General features: G+C 73.0%; 22 protein-coding genes and 1 riboswitch. Of the genes, 10 read left to right on the top strand and 12 right to left on the bottom strand.

The features are described 5' to 3' along the window. Positions 1-2 precede the first annotated feature (2 nt). Positions 3-758 (top strand): SDR family oxidoreductase, encoded by a 756-nt coding sequence (locus ACFYV1_RS11545; RefSeq protein ID WP_389395218.1) that lies wholly within the window; start codon positions 3-5, stop codon positions 756-758. A gap of 426 nt (positions 759-1184) precedes the next feature. Here ACFYV1_RS11545 and amaP read toward each other — a convergent pair whose 3' ends face one another. From amaP to ACFYV1_RS11520, 5 genes are read right to left on the bottom strand one after another with little or no spacing between them, the layout of a single operon-like run. Further along, on the bottom strand, positions 1185-1763 hold the full coding sequence (gene amaP / locus ACFYV1_RS11540) for an alkaline shock response membrane anchor protein AmaP (RefSeq protein ID WP_389395295.1): 579 nt from the start codon (positions 1761-1763) through the stop codon (positions 1185-1187). An 18-nt stretch (positions 1764-1781) separates the two neighbouring features. Further along, positions 1782-2483: a DUF6286 domain-containing protein gene (locus ACFYV1_RS11535; protein ID WP_389395217.1), complete on the bottom strand. Its 702-nt coding sequence runs from the start codon at positions 2481-2483 to the stop codon at positions 1782-1784. Then, positions 2480-2863, bottom strand: coding sequence for an Asp23/Gls24 family envelope stress response protein (locus ACFYV1_RS11530; RefSeq protein ID WP_389395294.1), 384 nt, complete (start codon positions 2861-2863; stop codon positions 2480-2482). The genes ACFYV1_RS11535 and ACFYV1_RS11530 overlap by 4 nt, the downstream gene beginning before the upstream one ends. A gap of 12 nt (positions 2864-2875) precedes the next feature. Beyond that, the gene (locus ACFYV1_RS11525; protein WP_389395216.1) at positions 2876-3067 is read right to left on the bottom strand and encodes a hypothetical protein; all 192 of its coding nucleotides are present in this window, start codon (positions 3065-3067) and stop codon (positions 2876-2878) included. A gap of 11 nt (positions 3068-3078) precedes the next feature. Then, the gene (locus ACFYV1_RS11520; RefSeq protein ID WP_389395215.1) at positions 3079-3576 is read right to left on the bottom strand and encodes an Asp23/Gls24 family envelope stress response protein; all 498 of its coding nucleotides are present in this window, start codon (positions 3574-3576) and stop codon (positions 3079-3081) included. A gap of 92 nt (positions 3577-3668) precedes the next feature. On the opposite strand from ACFYV1_RS11520, the gene ACFYV1_RS11515 reads away from it, so the two are divergent. After that, positions 3669-4343 (top strand): hypothetical protein, encoded by a 675-nt coding sequence (locus ACFYV1_RS11515; RefSeq protein WP_389395214.1) that lies wholly within the window; start codon positions 3669-3671, stop codon positions 4341-4343. Positions 4344-4415: 72 nt separating this feature from the next. Here ACFYV1_RS11515 and ACFYV1_RS11510 read toward each other — a convergent pair whose 3' ends face one another. From ACFYV1_RS11510 to ACFYV1_RS11500, 3 genes are all read right to left on the bottom strand, one after another. Next, on the bottom strand, positions 4416-5207 hold the full coding sequence (locus ACFYV1_RS11510; RefSeq protein ID WP_389395213.1) for an enoyl-CoA hydratase/isomerase family protein: 792 nt from the start codon (positions 5205-5207) through the stop codon (positions 4416-4418). Between the two features lie 149 nt (positions 5208-5356). Next, a complete protein-coding gene (locus ACFYV1_RS11505; RefSeq protein WP_215181385.1) occupies positions 5357-5578 on the bottom strand; it encodes a helix-turn-helix domain-containing protein in 222 nt (73 codons plus the stop codon). A gap of 389 nt (positions 5579-5967) precedes the next feature. After that, positions 5968-7566 carry an ABC-F family ATP-binding cassette domain-containing protein gene (locus ACFYV1_RS11500; RefSeq protein WP_389395212.1) on the bottom strand — a complete coding sequence of 533 codons (1599 nt, stop codon included), beginning with the start codon at positions 7564-7566 and terminating at the stop codon, positions 5968-5970. Between the two features lie 266 nt (positions 7567-7832). Between ACFYV1_RS11500 and ACFYV1_RS11495 the strand changes: the two genes are divergently transcribed. Continuing rightward, positions 7833-8240 (top strand): VOC family protein, encoded by a 408-nt coding sequence (locus ACFYV1_RS11495; protein WP_389395211.1) that lies wholly within the window; start codon positions 7833-7835, stop codon positions 8238-8240. A gap of 32 nt (positions 8241-8272) precedes the next feature. On the opposite strand, the gene ACFYV1_RS11490 is transcribed toward ACFYV1_RS11495, so the two are convergent. The 3 genes from ACFYV1_RS11490 to ACFYV1_RS11480 form a co-directional block, all read right to left on the bottom strand. Beyond that, a complete protein-coding gene (locus ACFYV1_RS11490) occupies positions 8273-9658 on the bottom strand; it encodes a hypothetical protein (protein ID WP_389395210.1) in 1386 nt (461 codons plus the stop codon). Between the two features lie 79 nt (positions 9659-9737). Further along, a complete protein-coding gene (locus ACFYV1_RS11485) occupies positions 9738-10862 on the bottom strand; it encodes an alpha/beta hydrolase (protein ID WP_389395209.1) in 1125 nt (374 codons plus the stop codon). Between the two features lie 656 nt (positions 10863-11518). Continuing rightward, positions 11519-12193 (bottom strand): class II aldolase/adducin family protein, encoded by a 675-nt coding sequence (locus ACFYV1_RS11480; protein ID WP_389395208.1) that lies wholly within the window; start codon positions 12191-12193, stop codon positions 11519-11521. 210 nt (positions 12194-12403) lie between these two features. Between ACFYV1_RS11480 and ACFYV1_RS11475 the strand changes: the two genes are divergently transcribed. The 7 genes from ACFYV1_RS11475 to ACFYV1_RS11445 all read left to right on the top strand — a co-directional run bounded on the left by ACFYV1_RS11475 (position 12404) and on the right by ACFYV1_RS11445 (position 20893). Further along, positions 12404-13636 carry an anion permease gene (locus tag ACFYV1_RS11475; RefSeq protein ID WP_389395207.1) on the top strand — a complete coding sequence of 411 codons (1233 nt, stop codon included), beginning with the start codon at positions 12404-12406 and terminating at the stop codon, positions 13634-13636. A 12-nt stretch (positions 13637-13648) separates the two neighbouring features. Then, a complete protein-coding gene (locus ACFYV1_RS11470) occupies positions 13649-13870 on the top strand; it encodes a hypothetical protein (protein WP_389395206.1) in 222 nt (73 codons plus the stop codon). 131 nt (positions 13871-14001) lie between these two features. Further along, positions 14002-14139, top strand: a riboswitch (cobalamin riboswitch). A 90-nt stretch (positions 14140-14229) separates the two neighbouring features. Then, complete coding sequence (locus tag ACFYV1_RS11465; RefSeq protein WP_389395205.1) at positions 14230-15183, top strand: cobalamin biosynthesis protein; 954 nt, start codon at positions 14230-14232, stop codon at positions 15181-15183. Then, the gene (locus ACFYV1_RS11460; protein WP_389395204.1) at positions 15180-16685 is read left to right on the top strand and encodes a cobyric acid synthase; all 1506 of its coding nucleotides are present in this window, start codon (positions 15180-15182) and stop codon (positions 16683-16685) included. The genes ACFYV1_RS11465 and ACFYV1_RS11460 overlap by 4 nt, the downstream gene beginning before the upstream one ends. Positions 16686-16842: 157 nt before the next feature. Next, positions 16843-18903, top strand: coding sequence for a putative cobaltochelatase (locus ACFYV1_RS11455; RefSeq protein WP_389395203.1), 2061 nt, complete (start codon positions 16843-16845; stop codon positions 18901-18903). Further along, a complete protein-coding gene (cobO, locus tag ACFYV1_RS11450; protein WP_389395202.1) occupies positions 18903-19511 on the top strand; it encodes a cob(I)yrinic acid a,c-diamide adenosyltransferase in 609 nt (202 codons plus the stop codon). Before ACFYV1_RS11455 ends, cobO begins: the two co-directional genes overlap by 1 nt. Beyond that, entirely contained in the window at positions 19505-20893 is a 1389-nt protein-coding gene (locus ACFYV1_RS11445) for a cobyrinate a,c-diamide synthase (RefSeq protein WP_389395201.1), read from the top strand. Before cobO ends, ACFYV1_RS11445 begins: the two co-directional genes overlap by 7 nt. 29 nt (positions 20894-20922) lie before the next feature. Here the strand turns inward: ACFYV1_RS11445 and ACFYV1_RS11440 are convergent, their stop codons facing one another. Then, on the bottom strand, positions 20923-21642 hold the full coding sequence (locus ACFYV1_RS11440; protein WP_389395200.1) for a ZIP family metal transporter: 720 nt from the start codon (positions 21640-21642) through the stop codon (positions 20923-20925). Between the last annotated feature and the right edge of the window lie 40 nt (positions 21643-21682).

Here is a 21682-nt window from a genome sequence, read left to right as displayed (position 1 = left end):
CCATGGATCTTGGACTGAAGGATCGTGTCTACGTCGTCACGGGCGCCTCTCGCGGCCTCGGCAACGCATCGGCGCGGGCGCTCGTGGCGGACGGCGCGAAAGTCGTCATCACCGGACGGGACGAGAAGACCGTCACGGACGCGGCGGCCGAACTCGGTGCGGGCGCGGTGGGCGTGGCGTGCGACAACGCCGACCCGGCCGGGGCGGAGCGGCTCGTCGCCGCTGCCCGGGCGCACTTCGGGCGCTTCGACGGCATCCTCATCAGCGTGGGCGGCCCGGCACCGGGCTTCGTCGCGGACAACACCGACGAACAGTGGGCCGCCGCCTTCGAGTCGGTCTTCCTCGGCGCGGTCCGCCTCGCCCGTACGGCAGCGGCGGAGCTCGGGGACGGCGGTGTCATCGGCTTCGTCCTGTCCGGTTCCGTGTACGAGCCGATCCCCGGCCTGACGATCTCGAACGGCCTCCGCCCCGGTCTCGCCGGCTTCGCGAAGTCCCTCTCCGACGAACTCGGTCCGCGCGGCATCCGGGTGGTCGGTCTGCTGCCGTCCCGTATCGACACGGACCGCGTCCGCGAACTCGACGCCCTGTCCGGCGACGCGGAGGCGGCACGCACGGCGAACGAGTCGCGCATCCCGCTGCGGCGCTACGGCACGCCGGACGAGTTCGGGCGCACGGCGGCGTTCCTGGTGTCGCCGGCGGCGTCCTATCTGACGGGCGTCATGCTGCCGGTCGACGGAGGCGCGCGGCACGGTTTCTGACGCGCACGCCGTGGGCTGCGCGGGGCCGTTTCCCCACCCCGCCCCTTCCCGAACCGGCGCAGGCCCCGGGCCCCGTTGCGCCTGCGGACCGCTGTCCCGCCCTTACGGGCGGCGGCCTCGAACTCCTCCTACGGCCTGGCGGCCGTGGGAGGGGATACGCCCCCACCGGGGCTGAAATGCCGCTGCGCGGCAACCAGCCCGCCGACGGAGGCACATCCAGCCTCGCCGGCGTCTGAGCCGTGGCAATCCGGGTGAGGGTCCCTCCCACGCCGCCAGGCGTAGGGGCAGAGCCTCCGAAACACCGCGCGCAGCGCGGTGCCGGGCCCGGGCAGCACCCGGTTGTGGGGATGGGGGTACCTCCATGGCCGCCAGGCCATAGGGGGGCGGGTAGCGGAACACGCCCCGCCGAGCCCACGGCGGCGGCCGTCACGACACCCGCCGTGCCCGGTGGCCCGCCACCCCCAGTCTGACGTCCGCCGGCAGGGCGTCCAGACCCGCCGAGTCCCTCGCGTGCGCAACCGCCTCGTCCACCAGGCGGGTCAGTGTCCCGCCCGGGGCCGCGTCCGGTTCCAGTTGCAGCGCCACCCGCGCGCGCGGCTCGTTCCGGCGGCCCGTCAGGGTGACGGCCGCGCGGGAGACGCCCTCCATCGATGCCGCCTCGTCCCTGAGCACGCCCTCCAGCGCCCGCCCCCTCAGCAGCGCGCCTTCGCCGTCGCCGCTCTCGACCAGAACCTCCGCCAGCCGTGAGCGCCGCAGTTGGGCGAGGAACCACCACAGGCCGAGGACCAGCAGCAGCGCGAGCGCTCCGATGACGACGGGCCACCACCAGCCCTCGTCGCGCCAGCGTGCCCGGTCCGCGTCGCTCAGCAGCACGTCGTGGCGACCGTCGTACGGCCACCACGACGGTACGGAGAGTCCCGCGCCTGCCGCGAGCACCGCGCCGCCGGCGCACACCAGCACCAGCCCGGCAAGGCCGAGAAGCAGACGGTTGACCGCTCGAAGCATCCCCTGCTGCATCGCTGCTCATCTCCTCTTCGCGGGCGGCCGGCCGACATGAACCGCGAGGGTCGGGGGCCTGGCGAGCCCCAGTTCCCTCAGGCCGATGCCGAGGGCCGCGTCGAGGTCGGCTCGTACGTCGTCGAGGTCACGGAAGTGGGCCCGCGCCCGCACCGACGCCCTGGAGCGCCCCATCCGCACCTGTACGGTCTGCACGCCGGAGACCTCCATGGCACGGTCCCGCAGCACGAGGGCCGCGGCCTCCCTGTGGAGGCCGGCCCGTACGTGGGGCCGGTCGTGCCGCATCGTCAGGAGCGACCGCAGTCCCGGCGTCACCGCGAGGACGACGAGGAGGAGGCCGAGGAGCACCGCGACGCCTGCCGCGGCCAGAATCACGATCTCGTCCAGCCGCCACTCGGCGAGGTGGTCGGCCGCGGCGCGCCGCCAGCGCATCGCCGGCCGGTCGGCCCGTACCGCGGCGATGTCGTAGAGCAGCAGTCCGGCCCCGGCGACGACGAGGAGCGCGAGCAGCGCGGCGGGTACTCGGCGCGCGGACCAGAAGCGGCGGGCCCTTCCGCCGTCGCCGCCCTGCTCCACCACCGGGTCGTAGGCGGACGCGGATGCGGACTGGTCCAGTTCGAGGACCGGCGGGGCGGAACGTTCGCGGTGTGCGGGGTGGGCGGGGCCTGTGGCCTCTTCCGGGTCTGCGGGCTCTTCGGGTCCGGTCATCGGATCCTCCCCTGCGCCGCTCCGCGCGAGTGGGCGGAGTGCAGCCGCTCGACGTGCACCGACACCTCGGGGACCTCCATCCCCGCCAACGCTTTTACCCGCTCGACGACTTGGCGACGCACGGCACCGCATTGAGCCCCGATGTCCGACGGGTACTCCAGCTCCATGCTGATCCGCACCCGGGCCGTCTCGTGGTGGACGACGACCATGGCGTGGGGCGGCGCGCCGCCCTCCGGTACACCGTGGAGTGCCTCACGAGCCGCCTGCGCGGCGATCTTCGCGACGACGCGGTCGGCGATGGTGGTCGCCCCTCGTCCGGCCGGAGCCGGCCGGTCCGCGGGCAGGCCGCCGGACGTACCCGCCACCCCCACAGGCTCCACGGACACGGCGCGTCACCGCCGCCCGTCGCCACGCTCGCGACCCCGGATGAAATCGCCGACCTCGAAGTCGCCCTCGAGGAACCGGCCGACCACGAAGCCGACCGCTCCCAGGGCCGCCACCAGGAGGAACGCGCCGAAACCGCCGAAGTAGCCGGCGAATCCGAGCGCCATTCCCACGATCAGTCCCACCACCGCCATGCTCATGTTGGGCTCCTCTACTGGAGTCGCGGCTCCGGCTCGTCCTCTTCCTCGTCCGGCAGCTTCACGTCGCTGACGGCGATGTTCACCTCGACGACCTCGAGACCGGTCATCCGCTCGACGGCGGACACCACGTTCTCCCGTACCGCCCTGGCGACATCGGAGATGGAGACGCCGTAGTCCACGACGATCTCGAGATCGAGTGCCGTCTGCACCTCTCCGACCTCGGCCTTCACCCCGCGCGTGGCGTTGGACCTGCCGCTGCCGGACCCGACTCGGTCACGCACCGCGCCGAAGGTGCGGGACAGTCCGCCGCCCATGGCGTGTACGCCGAGAACGTCCCTGGCGGCCAGTCCCGCGATCTTCTCCACCACACCGTCGGCGATCGTCGTACGACCCCTGGCGCCCGGCTCCGGCAGGCGTTTGCCGCCTGCGGCCCTCCGGGTCGCGTCACTGGAACCCGACAGCTCGCTTCCGGACGTCGTGGGCAGACTGCGCCCAGGTGTTTCGGTCATGGCCATGGTCCTTTCCGGGCGGATGGTGACCCCGTTGCCCACATTAGGTGCGCTTGCCCGCATCCGCGCCGGGGATGCGGCAGGCTGGAGGAATGACCACTCCCGATGCCGCGCGGCGGCGGGTGCGCGGGGCGACGGGACTCGGCAGGCTGCTCGCCCTGGGGGGCCCTGCGGACGGAGCCTGGCTGTCCGAGGCGGCGGCCGTCACGGTGCTGCGCGATGCGGCAGCCGTGGTACCGGGCGCCGTCCTGGACGATGTCAGGCTCGGCCCGGCGGACCCGGCGGACCCGGCGGAGGACCCGACGCTGCCGGCACCGCCTGCCGCCCTGCCCCCGGGGCCCTTGCGGATCGAGGCCGTCGTGTCGGCCTGGGGGCTCGGTGAGCCGCTGCCGGCGCTCGCGGCGGCGCTGCGGGCCGCACTGTTCGAGGCGGCGGTGGAGCGGTTGGGACTCGCGGTGACTGCCGTCGATCTGCGCATCGACCGGCTGCTGGACAGGGAGCCGGAGCCGAGCGGTGCACCGGACGCGCCGGAGCCCGTGTCTGCTTCGGACCCGGCGGGCGCGGCCGCGGCGGCGACCGAGGGCGTGGCTCACCTGACGGCGACGCTGGGCGCGGCGGTGCATCACGCTCCGGACCATGTCCGCGTCGAAGTGGCGACGGCACAGGAGTACCGGCCGCTGGATGTGGCGAGGGCGGTGCGGGTCGCGGTGGCCGCGGCGTTGCACGACGGCCGCGCGGTGACGGTCCTGGTCACCGCTGTCATCTGACGGCTGCGCAGGACCTGTTCCCATGGGAACGCCCCCCACCGCGCCGAGCCGCAGGGGGACGGACGGCGTGCCTCAGTCCGTCAGGCCCGCCAGATCCCGCAGGCGCCGCCCCTGCGCCGCGCGCTCCGCCGCGCGCTGCTCGTCGTACGAGCGGTCCGCCGCTCCCCGCAGCAGTGCCTTGGTCTCGATGACGGCGTCCCGGGGCGCGGCGAGCAGCGCCGCGGCCAGGTCGCGTACCGCGGCGTCCAGTTCCTCGCCGGGCACGACGAGGTTGGCCAGGCCGGTGCGCTCGGCCTCCTCCGCGTGCACGAAGCGGCCGGTCGCGCAGATCTCGAGGGCGCGGGCATATCCGACGAGCGACACCAGCGGATGGGTGCCTGTGAGGTCGGGGACGAGCCCGAGCGCCGTCTCGCGCATGGCGAACTGCACGTCCTGCGCGACGACCCGCAGGTCGCAGGCGAGGGCGAGTTGGAAGCCGGCGCCGATCGCATGGCCCTGGACGGCCGCGATCGTGATGATGTCATTGCGGCGCCACCAGGTGAACGCCTCCTGGAACTCGGCGATGGACGCGTCGATCTCCGCGTCCGTCCCGCGTGCCAGGTCGATGAAGGACGGCTCGCCGTCGAAACCCTCCAGCGTGAATGCCTGCCGGTCGAGGCCGGCGGAGAAGGACTTGCCCTCACCGCGCAGCACCACGACCCGCACATTGCCCGGCAGCGACCGCCCGGCCTGCGCCAACGCCCGCCACAGCGCGAAGTTCTGGGCGTTGCGCTTGTCCGGGTTCGTCAAAGTCACCGTGGCAACCGTGTCTTCGACGGTGAGCCGTACGCCGTCCTTGTCGAGTACGGGATCGAGCGAAGTCATGAGGCGCCTCCGGTTCGGTGCAGTGTTGCCGGCCCTTCGATGTACGAAGGTAAGCTACTGCACAGTAACCGCCCGGTCGGCCGTGGGACCGACCGGGAGGCCACCGTGGGATCCGATCAGCCGGAGAAGCAGCCTCGTCGACGGGACCGTCAGGCCGAGGCGGCCTTCTTGCCCCGTGTCGCTCCGCCGCGTCCTCGCAGAGCGACTCCGGATTCACTGAGCATCCGATGAACGAATCCGTAGGACCGGCCGGTCTCCTCGGCCAGTGCCCGGATGCTCGCACCGGAGTCGTACTTCTTCTTCAGGTCTGCCGCGAGCTTGTCGCGCGCGGCGCCGGTAACCCGGCTGCCCTTCTTCAGAGTCTCGGCCACCCGTGCCTCCTCATGGGAAGTGCGCTCTGGACTTCTCATGATCACCCCTCCCGCGCGTCCTGGCCACCCATTCGACAAGGTCAGTACGGAGCGCTTTGGGATGCGATATACGGCCACCACGAGCGGAATACAGAATTCCGGTCACTCTTCGGAGCGCACCTCGCGGACCCGAGGCAGGAAACGCCAGGTCAGGGCCGCCCTCGCCCAAGAGGGTGCGACAGCGGTCCGGCGACGGCGGTCCACCAGTCGCCACGCCGCGATACGAGACGCTCTCACACAGATGATGGATCACTCGTAGGCCGAATGATCCATACGAAGATCCATACAAAGATCGTGGAGAGGCGGATCGACGGGTCCGGCGCCCGGCGCCGGACCCGTCCCGGCCCCTGTCAGGCCAGCGCGACCAGGTCCGCGTAGTCCGCGCCCCACAGGTCCTCGACGCCGTCCGGCAGCAGGATGATCCGCTCGGGCTCGAGCGCCTCGACCGCACCCTCGTCGTGCGTGACGAGGATGACGGCACCCTTGTAGGTGCGCAGCGCGCCGAGGATCTCCTCGCGGCTGGCCGGGTCCAGGTTGTTGGTGGGCTCGTCGAGGAGCAGGACGTTGGCGGACGAGACCACGAGTGTGGCCAGCGCGAGACGGGTCTTCTCACCGCCGGAGAGCACCCCGGCCGGCTTGTCGACGTCGTCGCCGGAGAAGAGAAACGAGCCCAGCGTCTTGCGGACCTCGACGAGGTCGAGGTCCGGCGCGGAGGAGCGCATGTTCTCCAGGACCGTGCGGTCGGGGTCCAGGGTCTCGTGCTCCTGCGCGTAGTAGCCGAGCTTGAGACCGTGGCCCGGGACGACCGTGCCGGTGTCCGGCTTCTCCACGCCCGCCAGAAGCCTCAGCAGCGTGGTCTTGCCGGCGCCGTTGAGGCCGAGGATGACGACGCGGGAGCCCTTGTCGATCGCCAGGTCCACGTCGGTGAAGATCTCGAGGGACCCGTACGACTTGGACAGACTCTCCGCGGTGAGCGGCGTCCTGCCGCACGGCGCGGGGTCGGGGAAGCGGAGCTTGGCGACCTTGTCGGCGACCCGGGCGTCCTCGAGGCCGGCCAGCAGGCGCTCGGCGCGGCGCGCCATGTTCTGCGCGGCGACGGTCTTGGTGGCCTTGGCTCGCATCTTGTCGGCCTGCGAGTTGAGGGCGGCCGCCTTCTTCTCCGCGTTCTGCCGTTCGCGCTTGCGGCGCTTCTCGTCCGCCTCGCGCTGCTGCTGGTACAGCTTCCAGCCCATGTTGTAGACGTCGATCTGCGAGCGGTTCGCGTCGAGGTAGAAGACCTTGTTGACCACGGTCTCCACGAGGTCGACGTCGTGGGAGATCACGATGAAGCCGCCGCGGTAGGTCTTCAGGTAGTCGCGCAGCCAGACGATCGAGTCGGCGTCGAGGTGGTTGGTGGGCTCGTCGAGGAGCAGGGTGTCGGCGTCGGAGAAGAGGATGCGGGCGAGCTCGACGCGACGGCGCTGACCGCCGGAGAGCGTGTGGAGCGGCTGGCCGAGCACCCGGTCGGGCAGACCGAGCGCGGCGGCGATCGTGGCCGCCTCCGCCTCGGCCGCGTAGCCGCCCTTGGTGAGGAACTCTGTCTCCTGGCGCTCGTACTGGCGCAGCGCCTTCTCGCGGGTGCCGCCCTGGCCGCTGGCGATCCGCTCCTCGTTCTGCCGCATCTTGCGGATCAGGGAGTCGAGTCCGCGGGCGGAGAGGATGCGGTCGCGGGCGAGGACGTCGAGGTCGCCGGTGCGCGGGTCCTGCGGGAGATAACCGACCTCGCCGGAGCGGGTGATGATGCCGCCGGCGGGGATTCCCTCACCCGCGAGGCACTTGGTGAGCGTGGTCTTGCCCGCTCCGTTGCGGCCGACGAGGCCGATGCGGTCGCCCTTGGCGATGCGGAAGGACGCGGATTCGATGAGGACGCGCGCGCCGGCGCGCAGCTCGATACCGGATGCGGTGATCAAGGGGAAGACTCCAGGGCGGTATGGACGGCGGAAGGGACGGGCGGCAGACGCTTCTACGCCGTCTAATGCACAAGGAGAATTGCCATACGGCCCAGTCTAACGGGACGGTGCAAGTGTTTTTCCGCGGCGGACAGGGGCCCGGGACCGGCCGGTTCGACGACGACGTGGCCGTGGGCGGGTGCGGCGGGGACGCGTTGTCAGTGGCGGGTGCCAGACTGAGACGCAGATCACATCCGTGTCGTCGAGCAAGTTGAGGAGTGATCACGATGACTCATTCACCGAGCATCTGTCCGACGCTGGTGTACGCGGACGCCAAGGCCGCGATCAGGCAGCTGACCGACGCCTTCGGCTTCTTCGAACACGCCGTGTATGAGAACGAGGACGGCCGGGTGCTGCATGCCGAGCTGACGTACGGCAACGGCATGGTGATGCTCGGCAGCAAGGGCACCGGGGGCGAGTTCGACAAGCTGATGGAAGGCGCCGGGCCGGCAGGGGTGTTCATCCATGTCGACGACGTCGACGCGCACCACGGCAGAGCGGTGGAACACGGCGCCGAGATCGTGATGCCGCCGACCGATCAGGACTACGGGTCACGGGACTACATGGCCCGCGACCTCGAGGGCAACATCTGGAGCTTCGGTACGTACACGCCGGGGGCGGCGGAGACCTCGTAGACCTCGCCGCTCCCCACGTGCGTCGCGCCGGGTCAGACCCCGCCGGTGTGCACCTGGAACGCCGCCCGGCGCACAGCCTTGGCGAGCGCCGGGTCCGGGTGGGCGGCGGCGAGAGCGACCAGCACCTGGACCGTACGGGGATGGCCGCCGGCCCTGACCTCGTCCAGCAGGGCGGGAACCGTGCCCTGCACCGCGGAGTCGAGATGGCGAAGCAGCAGCTGGGGCTCCCCGTGGTCGGCCACGGCCGCCGCGGTGTCCACCCACAGCCAGGTCGCCTCTTCGCGGGTGAGGACATCGGCCGCGTCGTCCGGGTCGGCGCCGTCGTACTCGGCGAGCCACAGCAAGGCGTAGGGACGCAGGGACGGTTCGGCGGCGGCCGAGCGGACCTCGGCCTCCGCGGGCGCGCCGACCACGCGCAGCGCCTCGAAGGCGAGGCCGCGCAGCAGGGCGTCCTCGCCCCTGGCGACGGCGAGGAGCTCCCCGACGGCGCTGGACACGGTGCGCGCCGCGAGCCACGCGCGGTACTCGGCACGGGCCGGGCCCGGGGTGAGGCGGGCACAGCCACGGAGCATGTCCTCCGCGGACTGCTCGATGTTGCCTGCCGGGCTCTGGGCGGCGACGCAGATCTGCTCGAGCTTGACCCAGACCGCCCAGTTGCCGAGCGGGGTGAGCGTGGCCTGGCCGCGCTCCAGGGTCAGGGCGCCCACGGCGGAGAGACCTTCGAGCGCCCAGTCGAGGAGCACGGCGACGGGCGCCTCCGTACCGGCCCCCGTCTGCGGTTCCGGCTGGGGCTCGTAGGGGACCTCGCAGCGTTCCTCGCGCAGTTCGGTGACCCGCTGCTCGAGGAGGTCGAGCAGGACGGGCAGGACCACGGGCCCGGCCGACAGCTGGAGGAGGGAGAGCACCTGGGGCACGGCCTCGACCACCTCGGCGACCGCGGCGGGCGCGATGTCGCCGGGCTCGGGGTGGGCCAGTGACCAGGCGTCGAAGAGTGCGACCCAGCCTCGCAGCACGGCCATGTCGTCCCGGTCCCAGGCGCGCAGCCGCCAGCCCGGGCGGGCCGTCTCACCGTGCATCTCGATGAGACCGGCGAGGCGGGCGTGGTCCCAGCCGGCCCGCACCTGGTCCCCGCTCAGGTCCAGTGCGGCAGCGGCCCGCTCCCGCGCCTCTGCGATCGAGGTGGCCGCGCCGGGGCCGCGCTCCACGGCCGCCCAGCGGGCGATCCGTACGGCGTCGGCGAGGAGAGCCCGCGCCTGGCGCGCGAGCTCGGCGGGGGCGGGTGTGCCCTCCGGCGGCCGGGGCGCCGGACGTGTGCGGCGGGTCGTCACGGCCCGTCGCGCGGCGGCCAGGGACCGCGGGCGGACAAGACGGAGTCTGGAGTTGCGCGCCAATTGCTCATCAGGCTTTCGGGACGTCACGGGGTGCAGTCTTCCCGCTGACAGCCCGAAAGCCCAAACGGAACGCTGCGTGCCGGGCCCGGCGGCCGTCCCGCCTCCCTCACATGAGGGGGGTGAGGAAGCGGCGGAGGACTTCCTCGTACGCCTTCGGGTCGGCGTTCCACATGGCGGCGTGCGGGGCCCGCGGGACGGTGTGGAGGGTCACCAGATCGGGGCGGCCGGCGGCGAGTTGACGTGATCGGTGCCAGGGGGCCACGGAGTCGTCCGGACCGTGGAAGATCAGCGTCGGCACGCCCAGCGACAGCGGGTCGACGGCTTCCGCGAAGCGATCGCCGTGCGGCCCCGTGCGGCCCTGTGCCGCCCGGACCGCGAGAGGCAGCAGCGGCGCCGGAGTTCCGCGGGCGGCGGCCAGGGCGCGCACGGTCGTCTCCCACTCGAGCACCGGCGAGTCCATCACGACGCCGCTGATCCGGTCGCGCAGTCCGGAACGCGCGGCCGCGTGCAGGGCCATCGAGGCGCCGATCGACCAGCCGTGGACGATGACGCGCTCGGCTCCGTGCCGCACCGCGTGGCGGACGGCCGCGTCGAGGTCGCGCCACTCCGAGTCCCCGAGGTGACCGAGCCCGTCCGGCGGGCGGGGGGCGCCGGAATCGCCCCGGTAGGCGAGGGACAGGACGGGGAACTGCTGGCCGCGCAGGAAGTCCATCACGTTGAGGGTGTGCTCCCGGGTGGTGCCGAGGCCGTGCACGGCGATGACCCAGGTGGTGCGGGCGCCGGGCACGAACCAGGCGGGGAGCGCGCCCAGTTCGCCGGGGATCAGGACGTCGGAGTGCGCGATGCCGAGTGCCGCGGCCGGGTCGCCCCTGTGCACCTGCGGGGTGAGCCGCACCCTGGTGCCGGGCTCCAGGCCGCCCTCCGTGACGCGCACGAGGCGGCGTACGACCGTGTCCGCGTCGTGGTCCTCGCCGTCGAGCACGGGTCCGACCACGGCATGGACTCCGGGCCCCTCGAGCCCGTACGTACCGGGGCGCAGCGAGGCGAGGCTCCGGGTCAGGACGACTCTGCCGGGGGCGGTGCCGTGGACGGTGAGCCGGGGGTCGCCCGGCAGTGGCCTGCGGGCCCCCCTCAGGGCGGCGTGGCTCGCGTAGCGGCCGGCCGCGACCGCAGCCGCGCCGACGCCGATCAGTGTGGTGACGGCCGCTGCCGTCGCTGTAGCCGGGCGCACGTGTCCCAGTGTCGGGGCGGTCGGGGGCGGGGGCCAGTGGGCGGGGCCCGCGTGGGTCGCTCCGCGGGGGCTCCGGGAGTGGGGGGTGGGCCGTTGCGCGGGGCGTGTTCCCGCCCGCCCTGCCCCTATGGCCTGGCGGCCATGGAGGTGCCCCCATCCCGCCACCGGGCTCCGCCCGGACCCGTTCACCGCGCTCCGCGCGGTGTTTCGGGGGCGCCGCCCCCGGACCCCCGCGCCTCGAACGCCGACGAGGCTGGAGTTGCCCAGCTGGGGAGGTACCTCCGTCCCGCAACCGCACTCCGCCCGCACTCGTTCACCGCGCTCCGCGCGGTGTTTCGGGGGCGCCGCCCCCGGACCCCCGCGCCTCAAACGCCGACGAGGCTGGAGTTGCCCCCGCCGCTCGAGCGCACTTCGCGGAGCGAAATCAGCCCGAGCGGCGGGGCACTGCCTACGCGGCGTGGGAGGCACCCACGGCCACCGGGTCGTAGGGGGAGATGGAGGCCACCGCGCGAAGCGCGGTGCATCGCCCGCCAGGGCGGCACGGGGGGCGGGCGAAACGCCCCCCGTACGGCACCCGGGGGCGACCTCGGGGGCGGATGGTGTTCCGGTCGAGGGGCACCTCCCACGACCCCGGGGTGAAGAGGCCACCACGTGGGTCAGGTGCCGGGTTGGCCGTAGGTGGTGAGGCTGGTCGCGGCCTCAGCGAGCTGCGGCTCCGAGAGGAGGCTGGGCGTGCGGCCGGGGACGGAGGACGCCGTCAGCCAGACGCGGCACATCCACTCGAGTTGTGCTGTGCGGTCGTACGCCTGGGCGAGGGTGTCCCCGTGGGCGACGGTCCCGTGGTTCTGGAGCAGGCACGCCGTGCGGTCACGCAGGGCGTGGAGCATGTTCCGGGCCAGTTCGTCCGTCCCGTACAGCGCGTAGGGGGCGACGCGGACCGGACCGCCGAGTGCGGCGGTCATGTAGTGGATCGGCGGGAGCTCGGTGACGAGGGTGGAGACGGCCGTGGCGTGCACCGCGTGGGTGTGGACGACTGCGCGCGCACCGGTCTCCCGGTGGAGGACGAGGTGCAGCGGCAGTTCGCTGGTGGGCCGGAGGTCGCCGACGACCTGCCTGCCGTCGAGGTCGACGGCCACGGTGTCCCGCGCCGTGAGCCGGTCGTACGGCACTCCGCTCGGCGTGACGAGGACGAGTTCGCCCACCCGGACCGAGACGTTGCCGGAGGTCCCGACGACGAGCCCCTCCGCGGCCGTCCTGCGTGCGGTGCCCACGAGTTCCCGCCATGCCTGTGCGATGTCGCCGGTCGTCTCGCCGGTCATGTCCGCAGTCATGCCCGCGATCCTGTCAGGCGAGGGCCGGGGCCACAGCGATACGGAGGGTGTTCGAGTGGCTGCGGGGAGCGCCGCGGAGGGCTCGAACCGGACAAGCGGAATCCGCCGACTCCACTTGGAGTCACCACAGCGCCCGACCCAGTTCACCTTCCGTTCATCCAGGTTGCCTACGGTCCTCGCGTCAATGACGTCAAACGATTGCCTGGGTAAATGGAACACATCACACTGCTGCTCGCGATCGTGATCGTGACAGCTCTCGTGTTCGATTTCACGAACGGTTTCCACGACACCGCCAACGCGATGGCGACGACCATCTCGACCGGCGCCCTGAAGCCCAAGACCGCGGTGGCCATGTCCGCCGTTCTGAACCTCGTCGGCGCGTTCCTCTCCGTGGAGGTCGCCAAGACGATCTCCAGTGGACTGGTCGACGAATCAGGCATCACCCCTGAAGTCATCTTCGCGGCGCTCGTCGGCGCCATCCTGTGGAACCTCCTCACCTGGCTGGTGGGCCTGCCGTCCAGCTCCTCGCACGCCCTCATGGGCGGTCTGATCGGCGCCACGGTCGCCTCGGTCGGCTTCGGCGGGGTCAACGGCGGCGTCGTCGTCACCAAGGTTCTGATCCCGGCCGTCGCCGCGCCGGTCGTGGCGGGCCTCGCCGCCATGCTGGCGGCCCGGCTGACGTACAAGATCGGCAAGAACGCCGACGAGAAGGCCACCGCGAAGGGTTACCGCGCCGGGCAGATCGCCTCCGCGGGCCTCGTCTCCCTGGCACACGGCACCAACGACGCCCAGAAGACCATGGGCATCATCACGCTGGCCCTGGTGGCCGGCAATGTGCTCGCCCCCGGATCCAACCCTCCGATGTGGGTCATCGTCTCGGCCGGTGTCGCGATCGCGCTCGGCACCTACCTCGGCGGCTGGCGGATCATCCGCACCATGGGCAAGGGCCTCACCGACCTCCAGCCGCAGCAGGGCTTCGCCGCCCAGACCAGCGCGGCCAGCGTGATCCTCGCCTCCTCGAACCTCGGCTTCTCCCTGTCGACCACGCACTCCTGCTCCGGCGCCGTCATGGGCGCGGGACTCGGTCGCAAGGGCGGTGTGGTCCGCTGGTCCACCGCCACCCGGATGTTCGTGGCCTGGGGTCTGACCCTGCCGGCCGCCGGTCTCGTCGCGGCGGGCTCCGAGTTCGTCACCAAGCAGGGTGACTGGGGTGTCGCGGCCGTCGCCGTCTTCCTCGTCGCCTCGTGCGTCGCGATCTGGTTCATCTCGCGCCGTCAGGTCATCGACCACACCAACGTCAATGACGCCGATGCCCCGGCCGGGGAGCCCGCGGGTGTCGTCACGACCGCCATCGCGGCCGTGACCCCGCCGCCCGCCGGCGACATCAAGACCACTGTCCCGGCCCCGGCCGAGCCCGAGCCGGCCCGTCCGGCCACGGTGTAAGGAAGCAGCAGCATGAAAATCGACTGGGTAGCTCTCGGCTCCGTGTTCGGCGTGAGCCTCGTCGCCACCGTCGCCCTGGTGGGCCTCTTCACCCTGGGCGTCGTGGGCCTGACCAAGCAGGAAGCGGCCGCACGCGCCGGAGGTTCCGGCATCGCGGCCCGCACCGGCGCCTACGCCTGCTTCGCGCTCTGTGCGGCAGCCGTGTCGTACGGGATCTATCTGATCGTCGTCTGACGTTTCGAACCTCGTGAAGGGCCGGGCCGGGACACCCACGGGTGTGCCGGACCCGGCCCTTCGCATGTCCGTCGGTGTGGGGCTCGGCACACTGTCGCACCGCAGGTCAAGGGCGAGTTGACGGGCGTTCGCGGGCGTGGTGGACTGCCGGGGCCATCAACGGCGGCAGAAGAGGAAGTCCGGTGCGAATCCGGCGCGGTCCCGCCACTGTCACCCGGGAGCAAGAGCCACCCGGGGAGCCAGGAACTCTCGCCGCCGTCACGTCGAACCAGGGCGCGGACCCTGAGTGAGGACTCCTGCCATGCCTGGCCGCGGTACAGCCCTGTCCTTCGGACACCACGTCCCGGATCACTGATCCGATGCGTGCCGACCGAATCTTCGTGTACGGCGCCGCGGCCGGCCTCGCCGGCGACCGACTCCTGGGCGATCCCCGCCGGGGACATCCGGTCGCCGTGTTCGGGCGGGCGGCAGGCGCCGTCGAGCGTGTCCTGTGGCGTGACGACCGCGGCCGGGGCGCCCTGCACACAGCGGTGTGCGCGGGCGGCGCCGTCGCCGCGGCGGCCCTGGCCGCCCGTGCCGCTCGCCGCTCCCCCCTCGCCTCGGTCGCGCTGACCGCCGCCGCCACCTGGGCCGTCGTCGGAGGCACGACGCTCGGTCGCGAGGCCACGGCCATCGGCGAGGCGCTGGCCGCCGGGGACGTCGACGCGGCACGGAAGCGCCTGCCGCATCTGTGCGGGCGCGATCCGCAGTCCCTGGACGAGCGGCAGATCGCGCGCGCCGTCGTGGAGTCCGTCGCCGAGAACACCTCCGACGCGGTCGTCGGCGCCCTCGTGTGGGGCGCGGTCGCGGGCGTGCCGGGGCTGGTGGGCTTTCGCGCGGTGAACACCCTGGACGCGATGGTCGGCCACAAGTCGCCCCGCCACCGACGCTACGGCTGGGCCTCGGCGAGGCTGGACGACGTCGCGGGATGGCCCGGTGCGCGGCTGACCGCCGCGCTGGCGGCCGTCTGCGGACCGGACCCGCGCGGCGCGGTGCGCGCCTGGCGGGCCGACGCGGGCAGGCACCCCAGCCCCAACGCGGGCCCCGTCGAGGCGTCCTTCGCGGGCGCGCTCGGCGTACGACTCGGCGGGACCCTCTCGTACGGCGGGCGCGTCGAGCACCGGCCCGTGCTCAACGAGCGGGGACGGGCAGTGGAGTTCGGGGACATCGGGCGGGCGGTACAACTGTCGCGCCGGGTCGGGCTCGTGACCCTGGCGGTCTGTGCGGGCGCCCGGCTCGCCGTGGGAGCAGCGATGGGACGGAGACGGGCATGAGCGGTGGACTGCTGGTCGCGGGGACCACGTCCGACGCGGGCAAGAGCGTCGTCACTGCCGGGATCTGCCGGTGGCTGGTGCGGCAGGGGGTGAAGGTCGCGCCGTTCAAGGGGCAGAACATGTCCCTCAATTCGTTCGTGACGCGCGAGGGCGCGGAGATCGGGCGGGCGCAGGCCATGCAGGCGCAGGCCGCGCGCGTGGAGCCGTCGGCGCTGATGAACCCCGTGCTGCTCAAGCCGGGCAGCGACCGTTCCAGCCAGGTGGTGCTGATGGGCAGGCCGGTCGGTGAACTGAGCGCCCGCGGCTACCACGGGGGAAGACAGCGGGAGTTGTTCGAGCCGGTCATGGCGTGCCTGGACGAACTGCGGGGCACGTATGACGCCGTGATCTGCGAGGGGGCCGGCAGTCCGGCCGAGATCAATCTGCGGCGTACGGACATCGTGAACATGGGCATCGCGCGGGCCGCCGGGCTGCCGGTGCTGGTGGTCGGCGACATCGACCGGGGCGGGGTGTTCGCTCAGTTCTTCGGCACGACGGCGCTGCTCGGTCCCGAGGACCAGGCACTCGTCGCGGGCTATCTGGTCAACAAGTTCCGCGGTGACGTGTCGCTGCTCGAACCGGGACTCGACATGCTGCGCGGCCTCACGGGACGGCCGACGTTCGGTGTGCTGCCGTACGCGCACGGGCTCGGCATCGACGAGGAGGACGGCCTGAGGGTGTCCCTGCGCGGTGCCGTACGCGAGTCGGTTCTCGCGGCGCCCGTCGGCGAGGACGTGCTGCGGGTCGCGGTGTGCGCGGTGCCGCTGATGTCGAACTTCACCGACGTCGACGCGCTGGCGGCCGAACCGGGCGTCGTGGTCCGCTTCGTGGACCGCCCGGAGGAACTCGTCGACGCCGACCTGGTGGTCGTCCCGGGCACGCGCGGGACGGTCAGGGCGCTGGCGTGGCTGCGCGAGCGCGGTCTGGCGGACGCGCTGGCGCGGCGGGCGGCGGAGGGGCGGCCGGTGCTTGGCATCTGCGGCGGCTTCCAGGCGCTGGCTGAACACATCGAGGACGACGTCGAGTCGAGGGCGGGCGAGGTCGACGGGCTCGGGCTGCTCCCGGTGCGGGTGCGGTTCGCGCGTGAGAAGACGCTCGCCCGTCCGGTGGGTGAGGCACTGGGCGAGCGGGTCGAGGGTTACGAGATCCATCACGGGGTCGCGGAGGTGGGCGGCGGCGAGCCCTTCCTGGACGGCTGCCGGGTGGGCTCGGTGTGGGGGACGCACTGGCACGGATCGCTGGAGAGCGACGGCTTCCGGCGGGCGTTCCTGCGGGAGGTCGCGGTGCGGGCGGGACGGCGTTTCGTACCGGCGCCGGACACGAGCTTCGGGGCCCTGCGGGAGGAGCAGCTGGACCTGCTGGGCGATCTGATCGAGGAGCACGCCGACACGGGGGCGTTGCTGCGGCTCATCGAGGACGGGGCGCCGGCGGGACTGCCGTTCGTGCCGCCGGGTGCGCCGTGAGGCGGGCCGGCGCGGGCAGCGCCTGCGGCGTTCCTGTCCCCGGTCCTGTCCTGTCCCGAACCGGGGCTCCGTCCCCGGCCCCGTTCCAGTGGATCCGTCACCGGGCCACCGCGCCCCGGGTGCCGACGGGCCCGAATTGCGAAGGAGTGATCAAGGAATGAGCACCCCCTATCCGTTCACCGCGGTCGTCGGGATGGACGATCTGCGGTTGGCGCTGCTGCTCAACGCGGTCAGTCCGGCGGTCGGCGGTGTGCTCGTGCGCGGAGAGAAGGGAACCGCGAAGAGCACCGCCGTGCGGGCGCTCGCGTCGCTCATGCCGGATGTCGGCGTCGTCGCCGGGTGCCGCTTCTCCTGTGCGCCGGCGGCGCCGGACGCCTCGTGCCCCGACGGACCGCACGAAGCCGGTCCGGGTGCCGCACGGCCCGCCCGCATGGTCGAGCTGCCGGTAGGCGCCTCCGAGGACCGGCTCGTCGGTGCGCTCGACATCGAGCGGGCGCTCTCGGAGGGTGTGAAGGCGTTCGAGCCGGGGCTGCTCGCCGACGCGCACCGCGGGATCCTCTACGTGGACGAGGTGAATCTCCTTCATGATCACCTCGTCGATCTCCTGCTGGACGCCGCCGCCATGGGCGCGTCCTACGTCGAGCGTGAGGGCGTCTCCGTACGGCACGCCTCCCGCTTCCTGCTCGTCGGGACCATGAACCCAGAGGAGGGCGAGCTGCGGCCCCAGCTGCTGGACCGTTTCGGGCTCACCGTGGAGGTCGCGGCCTCCCGCGACCCCGACCAGCGGGTCGAGGTCGTACGGCGCAGGCTGGCGTACGACGACGATCCGGCGGGCTTCGCGGCGCGCTGGGCGGGCGAGGAGACGGCGCTGCGCGGGCGGATCGTCGCGGCGCGTGAACTGCTGCCCGGCGTCGTCCTGGGTGATGTGGCGCTGCGTCAGATCGCGGCGACGTGCGCGGCGTTCGAGGTCGACGGCATGCGCGCGGACATCGTGATGGCCCGTACGGCGACCGCGCTGGCGGCGTGGGCGGGTCGGGACGAGGTCACGGAGGAGGACGTACGCCAGGCGGCGCTGCTGGCCCTGCCGCACCGCAGGCGGCGAGCTCCGTTCGACGCTCCGGGCCTGGACGAGTCGAAGCTCGACGAGACGCTGGACGAGTTCGGCGGGGGCGAGGACGAACCGGACCCCGACCCCGACCCGGACGGCGGGCCCGGGCCCGAGGGCGGACCCGGCGGTGGCGGAGGGGGCGGCGTGCCGCCGCAGGGCGGTGGCCCCGACGCACCGGAGGCCTCCGAAGCCGCCGGATCCGAAGCCGCCGGATCCGAGTCCGCGCCCGCTCCGGCTCCCGGTGCCGGGAGCGGCGGACAGCAGCAGCCCGTACGCGCGGCGGAGCCGTTCCGTACGAAGGTGCTCAGCGTGCCCGGCCTCGGTGAGGGAGCGGCGGGGCGCAGGTCCCGGGCGCGTACCGAGCAGGGGCGTACGACCGGCTCACGGCGCCCCCAAGGGGCGCTCACCAAGCTGCACCTGGCGGCCACCGTGCAGGCCGCCGCCCCGCACCAGCGCGCCCGCGGGCGCAGCGGACGGGGTCTCGTGGTCCGCCGGGACGATCTGCGGCAGGCGACCCGCGAGGGCCGCGAGGGGAACCTCGTGCTGTTCGTGGTGGACGCCTCCGGGTCGATGGCGGCCAGGAAGCGGATGGGCGCGGTCAAGGGCGCGGTGCTGTCGCTGCTGCTCGACGCGTACCAGCGGCGCGACAAGGTGGGCCTGATCACGTTCCGCGGCAAGGACGCCGAGCTGGCGCTGCCGCCCACCTCGTCGGTCGACGCGGCCGCGGTACGGCTGGAGTCGCTGCCGACGGGTGGCCGTACACCGCTCGCGCAGGGGCTGCTCAAGGCCCACGACGTGCTGCGCGTCGAGCGGCTGCGCGACCCGTCGCGCCGTCCGCTGCTGGTGGTCGTGACCGACGGCCGCGCCACCGCGGCGGGCGCCGGGGACGCCTTCGGGTCCGCGCTGCGCGCCGCCCGGCTGCACGCCGGTGAGGGGACCGCGGCCGTCGTCGTGGACTGTGAGGCCGGGCCGGTGCGGCTCGGCCTGGCCGGCACGCTCGCCGGATCGCTCGGCGGCAGTGCCGTCACGCTCGACGAGCTGCGGGCCGAATCGATCGCCGGGCTCGTCAAGGACGTCCGGGACGTAACCACCGCCAGGAGGGCCGCTTAATGCCGCAGGGACAGCCGTCCGTCGTACCGAACGACGGGCTCACGACCCGCCAGCGCCGCAACCGCCCGCTGGTGTTCGTGCACACGGGCATCGGCAAGGGGAAGTCGACGGCCGCGTTCGGGCTCGCGCTGCGGGCCTGGAACCAGGGCTGGCCGGTCGGGGTCTTCCAGTTCGTGAAGTCGGCGAAGTGGAAGGTCGGCGAGGAGAACGCGCTGAAGGTGCTGGGTGCCAGCGGCGAGGGCGGCACGGTCGCCTGGCACAAGATGGGCGAGGGCTGGTCCTGGATCCAGCGCGAGCCCGCGGAGGGCGAGCAGTCCAACGAGGACAAGGCGCGTGAGGGCTGGGAGCAGGTCAAGCGGGACCTGGCCGCGCAGACGCACCGGCTGTACGTGCTCGACGAGTTCGCCTACCCGTTGCACTGGGGCTGGATCGACACCGACGAGGTGATCGAGGTGCTGCGCGACCGGCCGGGCACCCAGCACGTCGTGATCACGGGTCGGAACGCGCCGCAGAAGCTGATCGACTTCGCCGACCTGGTCACCGACATGTCGAAGGTCAAGCACCCCATGGACGCGGGGCAGAAGGGCCAGCGGGGCATCGAGTGGTAGCACGTCTCGTCATCGCCGCGCCGTCGTCGGGCGCGGGCAAGACCACGGTCGCGACGGGCCTGATGGCCGCGTTCGCCGAGCGGGGTCTCGAGGTCTCGCCGCACAAGGTCGGCCCCGACTACATCGACCCCGGCTACCACGCGCTGGCCACGGGGCGGCCCGGCCGCAACCTCGACGCGTACCTGTGCGGCACGGAGCTGATCGCGCCGCTGTTCCTGCACGGGGCGCGGCGCAGTGACGTCGCCGTCGTCGAAGGCGTGATGGGGCTGTACGACGGCGCCGCCGACCAGGGCGAACTGGCGTCGACGGCGCAGGTCTCGAAATTGCTGCGGGCGCCGGTGGTGCTGGTCGTGGACGCGTCGTCCCAGTCGCGGTCGGTGGCGGCGCTGGTGCACGGGTTCGCGTCGTGGGACCCGGAGGTGCGGATCGGCGGTGTGATCCTCAACAAGGTCGCCACGGACCGGCACGAGCATCTGCTGCGGGAGGCGCTGGGCGGGTCGGGAGTACCGGTGCTGGGCGTGTTGCGGCGTGCGGCCGATGTGGCGACGCCGTCGCGGCATCTCGGGCTGGTGCCGGTCGCGGAACGGCACGTCGAGGCGGTGGACGCCGTCAGGGCCATGGCCGCGCAGGTACGCGCCGGGTGCGATCTGGACGCGTTGCTGGCTCTGGCCCGGTCCGCGCCGGCACTGCGCGAGACGCCCTGGGTGCCCGGGACCGGTGAGGAGGGGCCGCGGGCGGACGCTCCGGCTCTCGCCCGGGGTGCGCGGGACGACGGCCCGCGACGGCCGGTGATCGCCGTCGCCGGTGGGGCGGCGTTCACGTTCTCGTACGCGGAGCACGTCGAGTTGCTGCGGGCCGCGGGCGCCGAGGTGGTGGGCTTCGACCCGCTGCGGGACGAGCAGTTGCCCGAAGGGACCCGTGGGGTGGTCATCGGCGGCGGGTTCCCCGAGGTGTACGCGCCCGAGTTGTCCGCGAACGAGCCGTTGCGCAAGGCGGTGGCCGAACTGGCGCGCTCCGGGGCGCCCGTCGCCGCCGAGTGCGCCGGGTTGCTGTACCTGGCCCGGTCCCTGGACGGCAGGCCCATGTGCGGCGTCCTCGACGCCGAGGCGCGGATGTCGGGACGGCTGACGCTCGGCTACCGGGAGGCCGTCGCGGTGAGCGACAGTCCGCTGGCCGCCGCGGGAACGCGGCTGCGGGGCCACGAGTTCCACCGCACGGTGCTGGAACCGGGCTCCGGGCCGGTGCCCGCCTGGGGCATGGTGCGGCCGGAGCGCCGGGTGGAGGGATTCGTGCAGCGGGGCGTGCACGCCAGTTACCTGCACACGCACTGGACCTCGCGGCCCGAGGTGGCCGCCCGGTTCGTGGCGGCCTGCCGGTCATGACGGGACCCGGTCCGCTCCGTTCACTCCGCTCACTCCGCCACGCCGACGACCAGCCAGATGAACCCCACTCCCCCGACGGTGCACAGCAGGGTGGACCGGGCGGGGTGTTCGTGGTGGGCCTCCGGCAGGATCTCGGCGGCGGCGAGGTAGAGGAGCGCGCCGCCGAAGAAGCCGAGGTAGCTGCCGAGAAGTTCCTCAGGAAGAGTGAACAGCACGGTCGACGCCGCCCCGACGACGGGGGCGGCCGCGTCGGCGACGAGCATCATGTTCGCCTTGCGGCGGGTGTTCCCGTACAGGCTGGTGATCGTGTACGTGTTGAACCCGTCGGCGAAGTCGTGGGTGATCACGGCGAGTGCCACGGTCGCGCCCATCCCGCCGCCCACCTGGAACGCGACGCCGAGCGCCACGCCGTCCATCAGGCTGTGGGTGACCATGGCCGCGGCCGCCGTCAGGCCCACCTGCGGGACCCGGTGGTCCGCGCCGTGCGCCGCCTGCCGCACGGCCAGCAGCCGTTCCACCATGTGTGCCAGCAGGAAGCCGCCGACGAACAGCAGCAGCGCCCGCGGCACTCCCAGCACCGGCCCGCCCGCGGCCTCCAGCGCCTCGGGCAGCAGTTCCAGGCCGACGACCCCGAGCATCAGGCCGCCCGCCAGGCCGAGGACGAGATGCCGGCGGTCGGTGACGCGACCGGCCGTCCAGCCTCCGAAGAGGGTCATGAGGAACGCGCCGAGCGCGACGATCACCGCCATGTGCTCTTGCTAGCCGATTCGGGGGGCTTCGCGCACATCC

It is taken from the genome of Streptomyces sp. NPDC003023 (genome assembly GCF_042888225.1).
In the GTDB taxonomy this organism is placed as follows: domain Bacteria; phylum Actinomycetota; class Actinomycetes; order Streptomycetales; family Streptomycetaceae; genus Streptomyces.
Note: the sequence above shows the minus strand (reverse complement) of the source record. Positions and strands in the feature narration are given on the sequence as shown.

Coding starts and splice junctions, on each gene's coding strand:
- ACFYV1_RS11480 (WP_389395208.1), bottom strand. CDS start 12,193: ATGACTGCGGACATGACCGGCGAGACGACCGGCGACATCGCACAGGCA.
- ACFYV1_RS11525 (WP_389395216.1), bottom strand. CDS start 3,067: ATGAGCATGGCGGTGGTGGGACTGATCGTGGGAATGGCGCTCGGATTC.
- ACFYV1_RS11515 (WP_389395214.1), top strand. CDS start 3,669: ATGACCACTCCCGATGCCGCGCGGCGGCGGGTGCGCGGGGCGACGGGA.
- ACFYV1_RS11535 (WP_389395217.1), bottom strand. CDS start 2,483: ATGACCGGACCCGAAGAGCCCGCAGACCCGGAAGAGGCCACAGGCCCC.
- amaP (WP_389395295.1), bottom strand. CDS start 1,763: ATGCTTCGAGCGGTCAACCGTCTGCTTCTCGGCCTTGCCGGGCTGGTG.
- ACFYV1_RS11460 (WP_389395204.1), top strand. CDS start 15,180: ATGAGCGGTGGACTGCTGGTCGCGGGGACCACGTCCGACGCGGGCAAG.
- ACFYV1_RS11510 (WP_389395213.1), bottom strand. CDS start 5,207: ATGACTTCGCTCGATCCCGTACTCGACAAGGACGGCGTACGGCTCACC.
- ACFYV1_RS11440 (WP_389395200.1), bottom strand. CDS start 21,642: ATGGCGGTGATCGTCGCGCTCGGCGCGTTCCTCATGACCCTCTTCGGA.
- ACFYV1_RS11495 (WP_389395211.1), top strand. CDS start 7,833: ATGACTCATTCACCGAGCATCTGTCCGACGCTGGTGTACGCGGACGCC.
- ACFYV1_RS11520 (WP_389395215.1), bottom strand. CDS start 3,576: ATGACCGAAACACCTGGGCGCAGTCTGCCCACGACGTCCGGAAGCGAG.
- ACFYV1_RS11475 (WP_389395207.1), top strand. CDS start 12,404: ATGGAACACATCACACTGCTGCTCGCGATCGTGATCGTGACAGCTCTC.
- ACFYV1_RS11470 (WP_389395206.1), top strand. CDS start 13,649: ATGAAAATCGACTGGGTAGCTCTCGGCTCCGTGTTCGGCGTGAGCCTC.
- cobO (WP_389395202.1), top strand. CDS start 18,903: ATGCCGCAGGGACAGCCGTCCGTCGTACCGAACGACGGGCTCACGACC.
- ACFYV1_RS11465 (WP_389395205.1), top strand. CDS start 14,230: ATGCGTGCCGACCGAATCTTCGTGTACGGCGCCGCGGCCGGCCTCGCC.
- ACFYV1_RS11545 (WP_389395218.1), top strand. CDS start 3: ATGGATCTTGGACTGAAGGATCGTGTCTACGTCGTCACGGGCGCCTCT.
- ACFYV1_RS11455 (WP_389395203.1), top strand. CDS start 16,843: ATGAGCACCCCCTATCCGTTCACCGCGGTCGTCGGGATGGACGATCTG.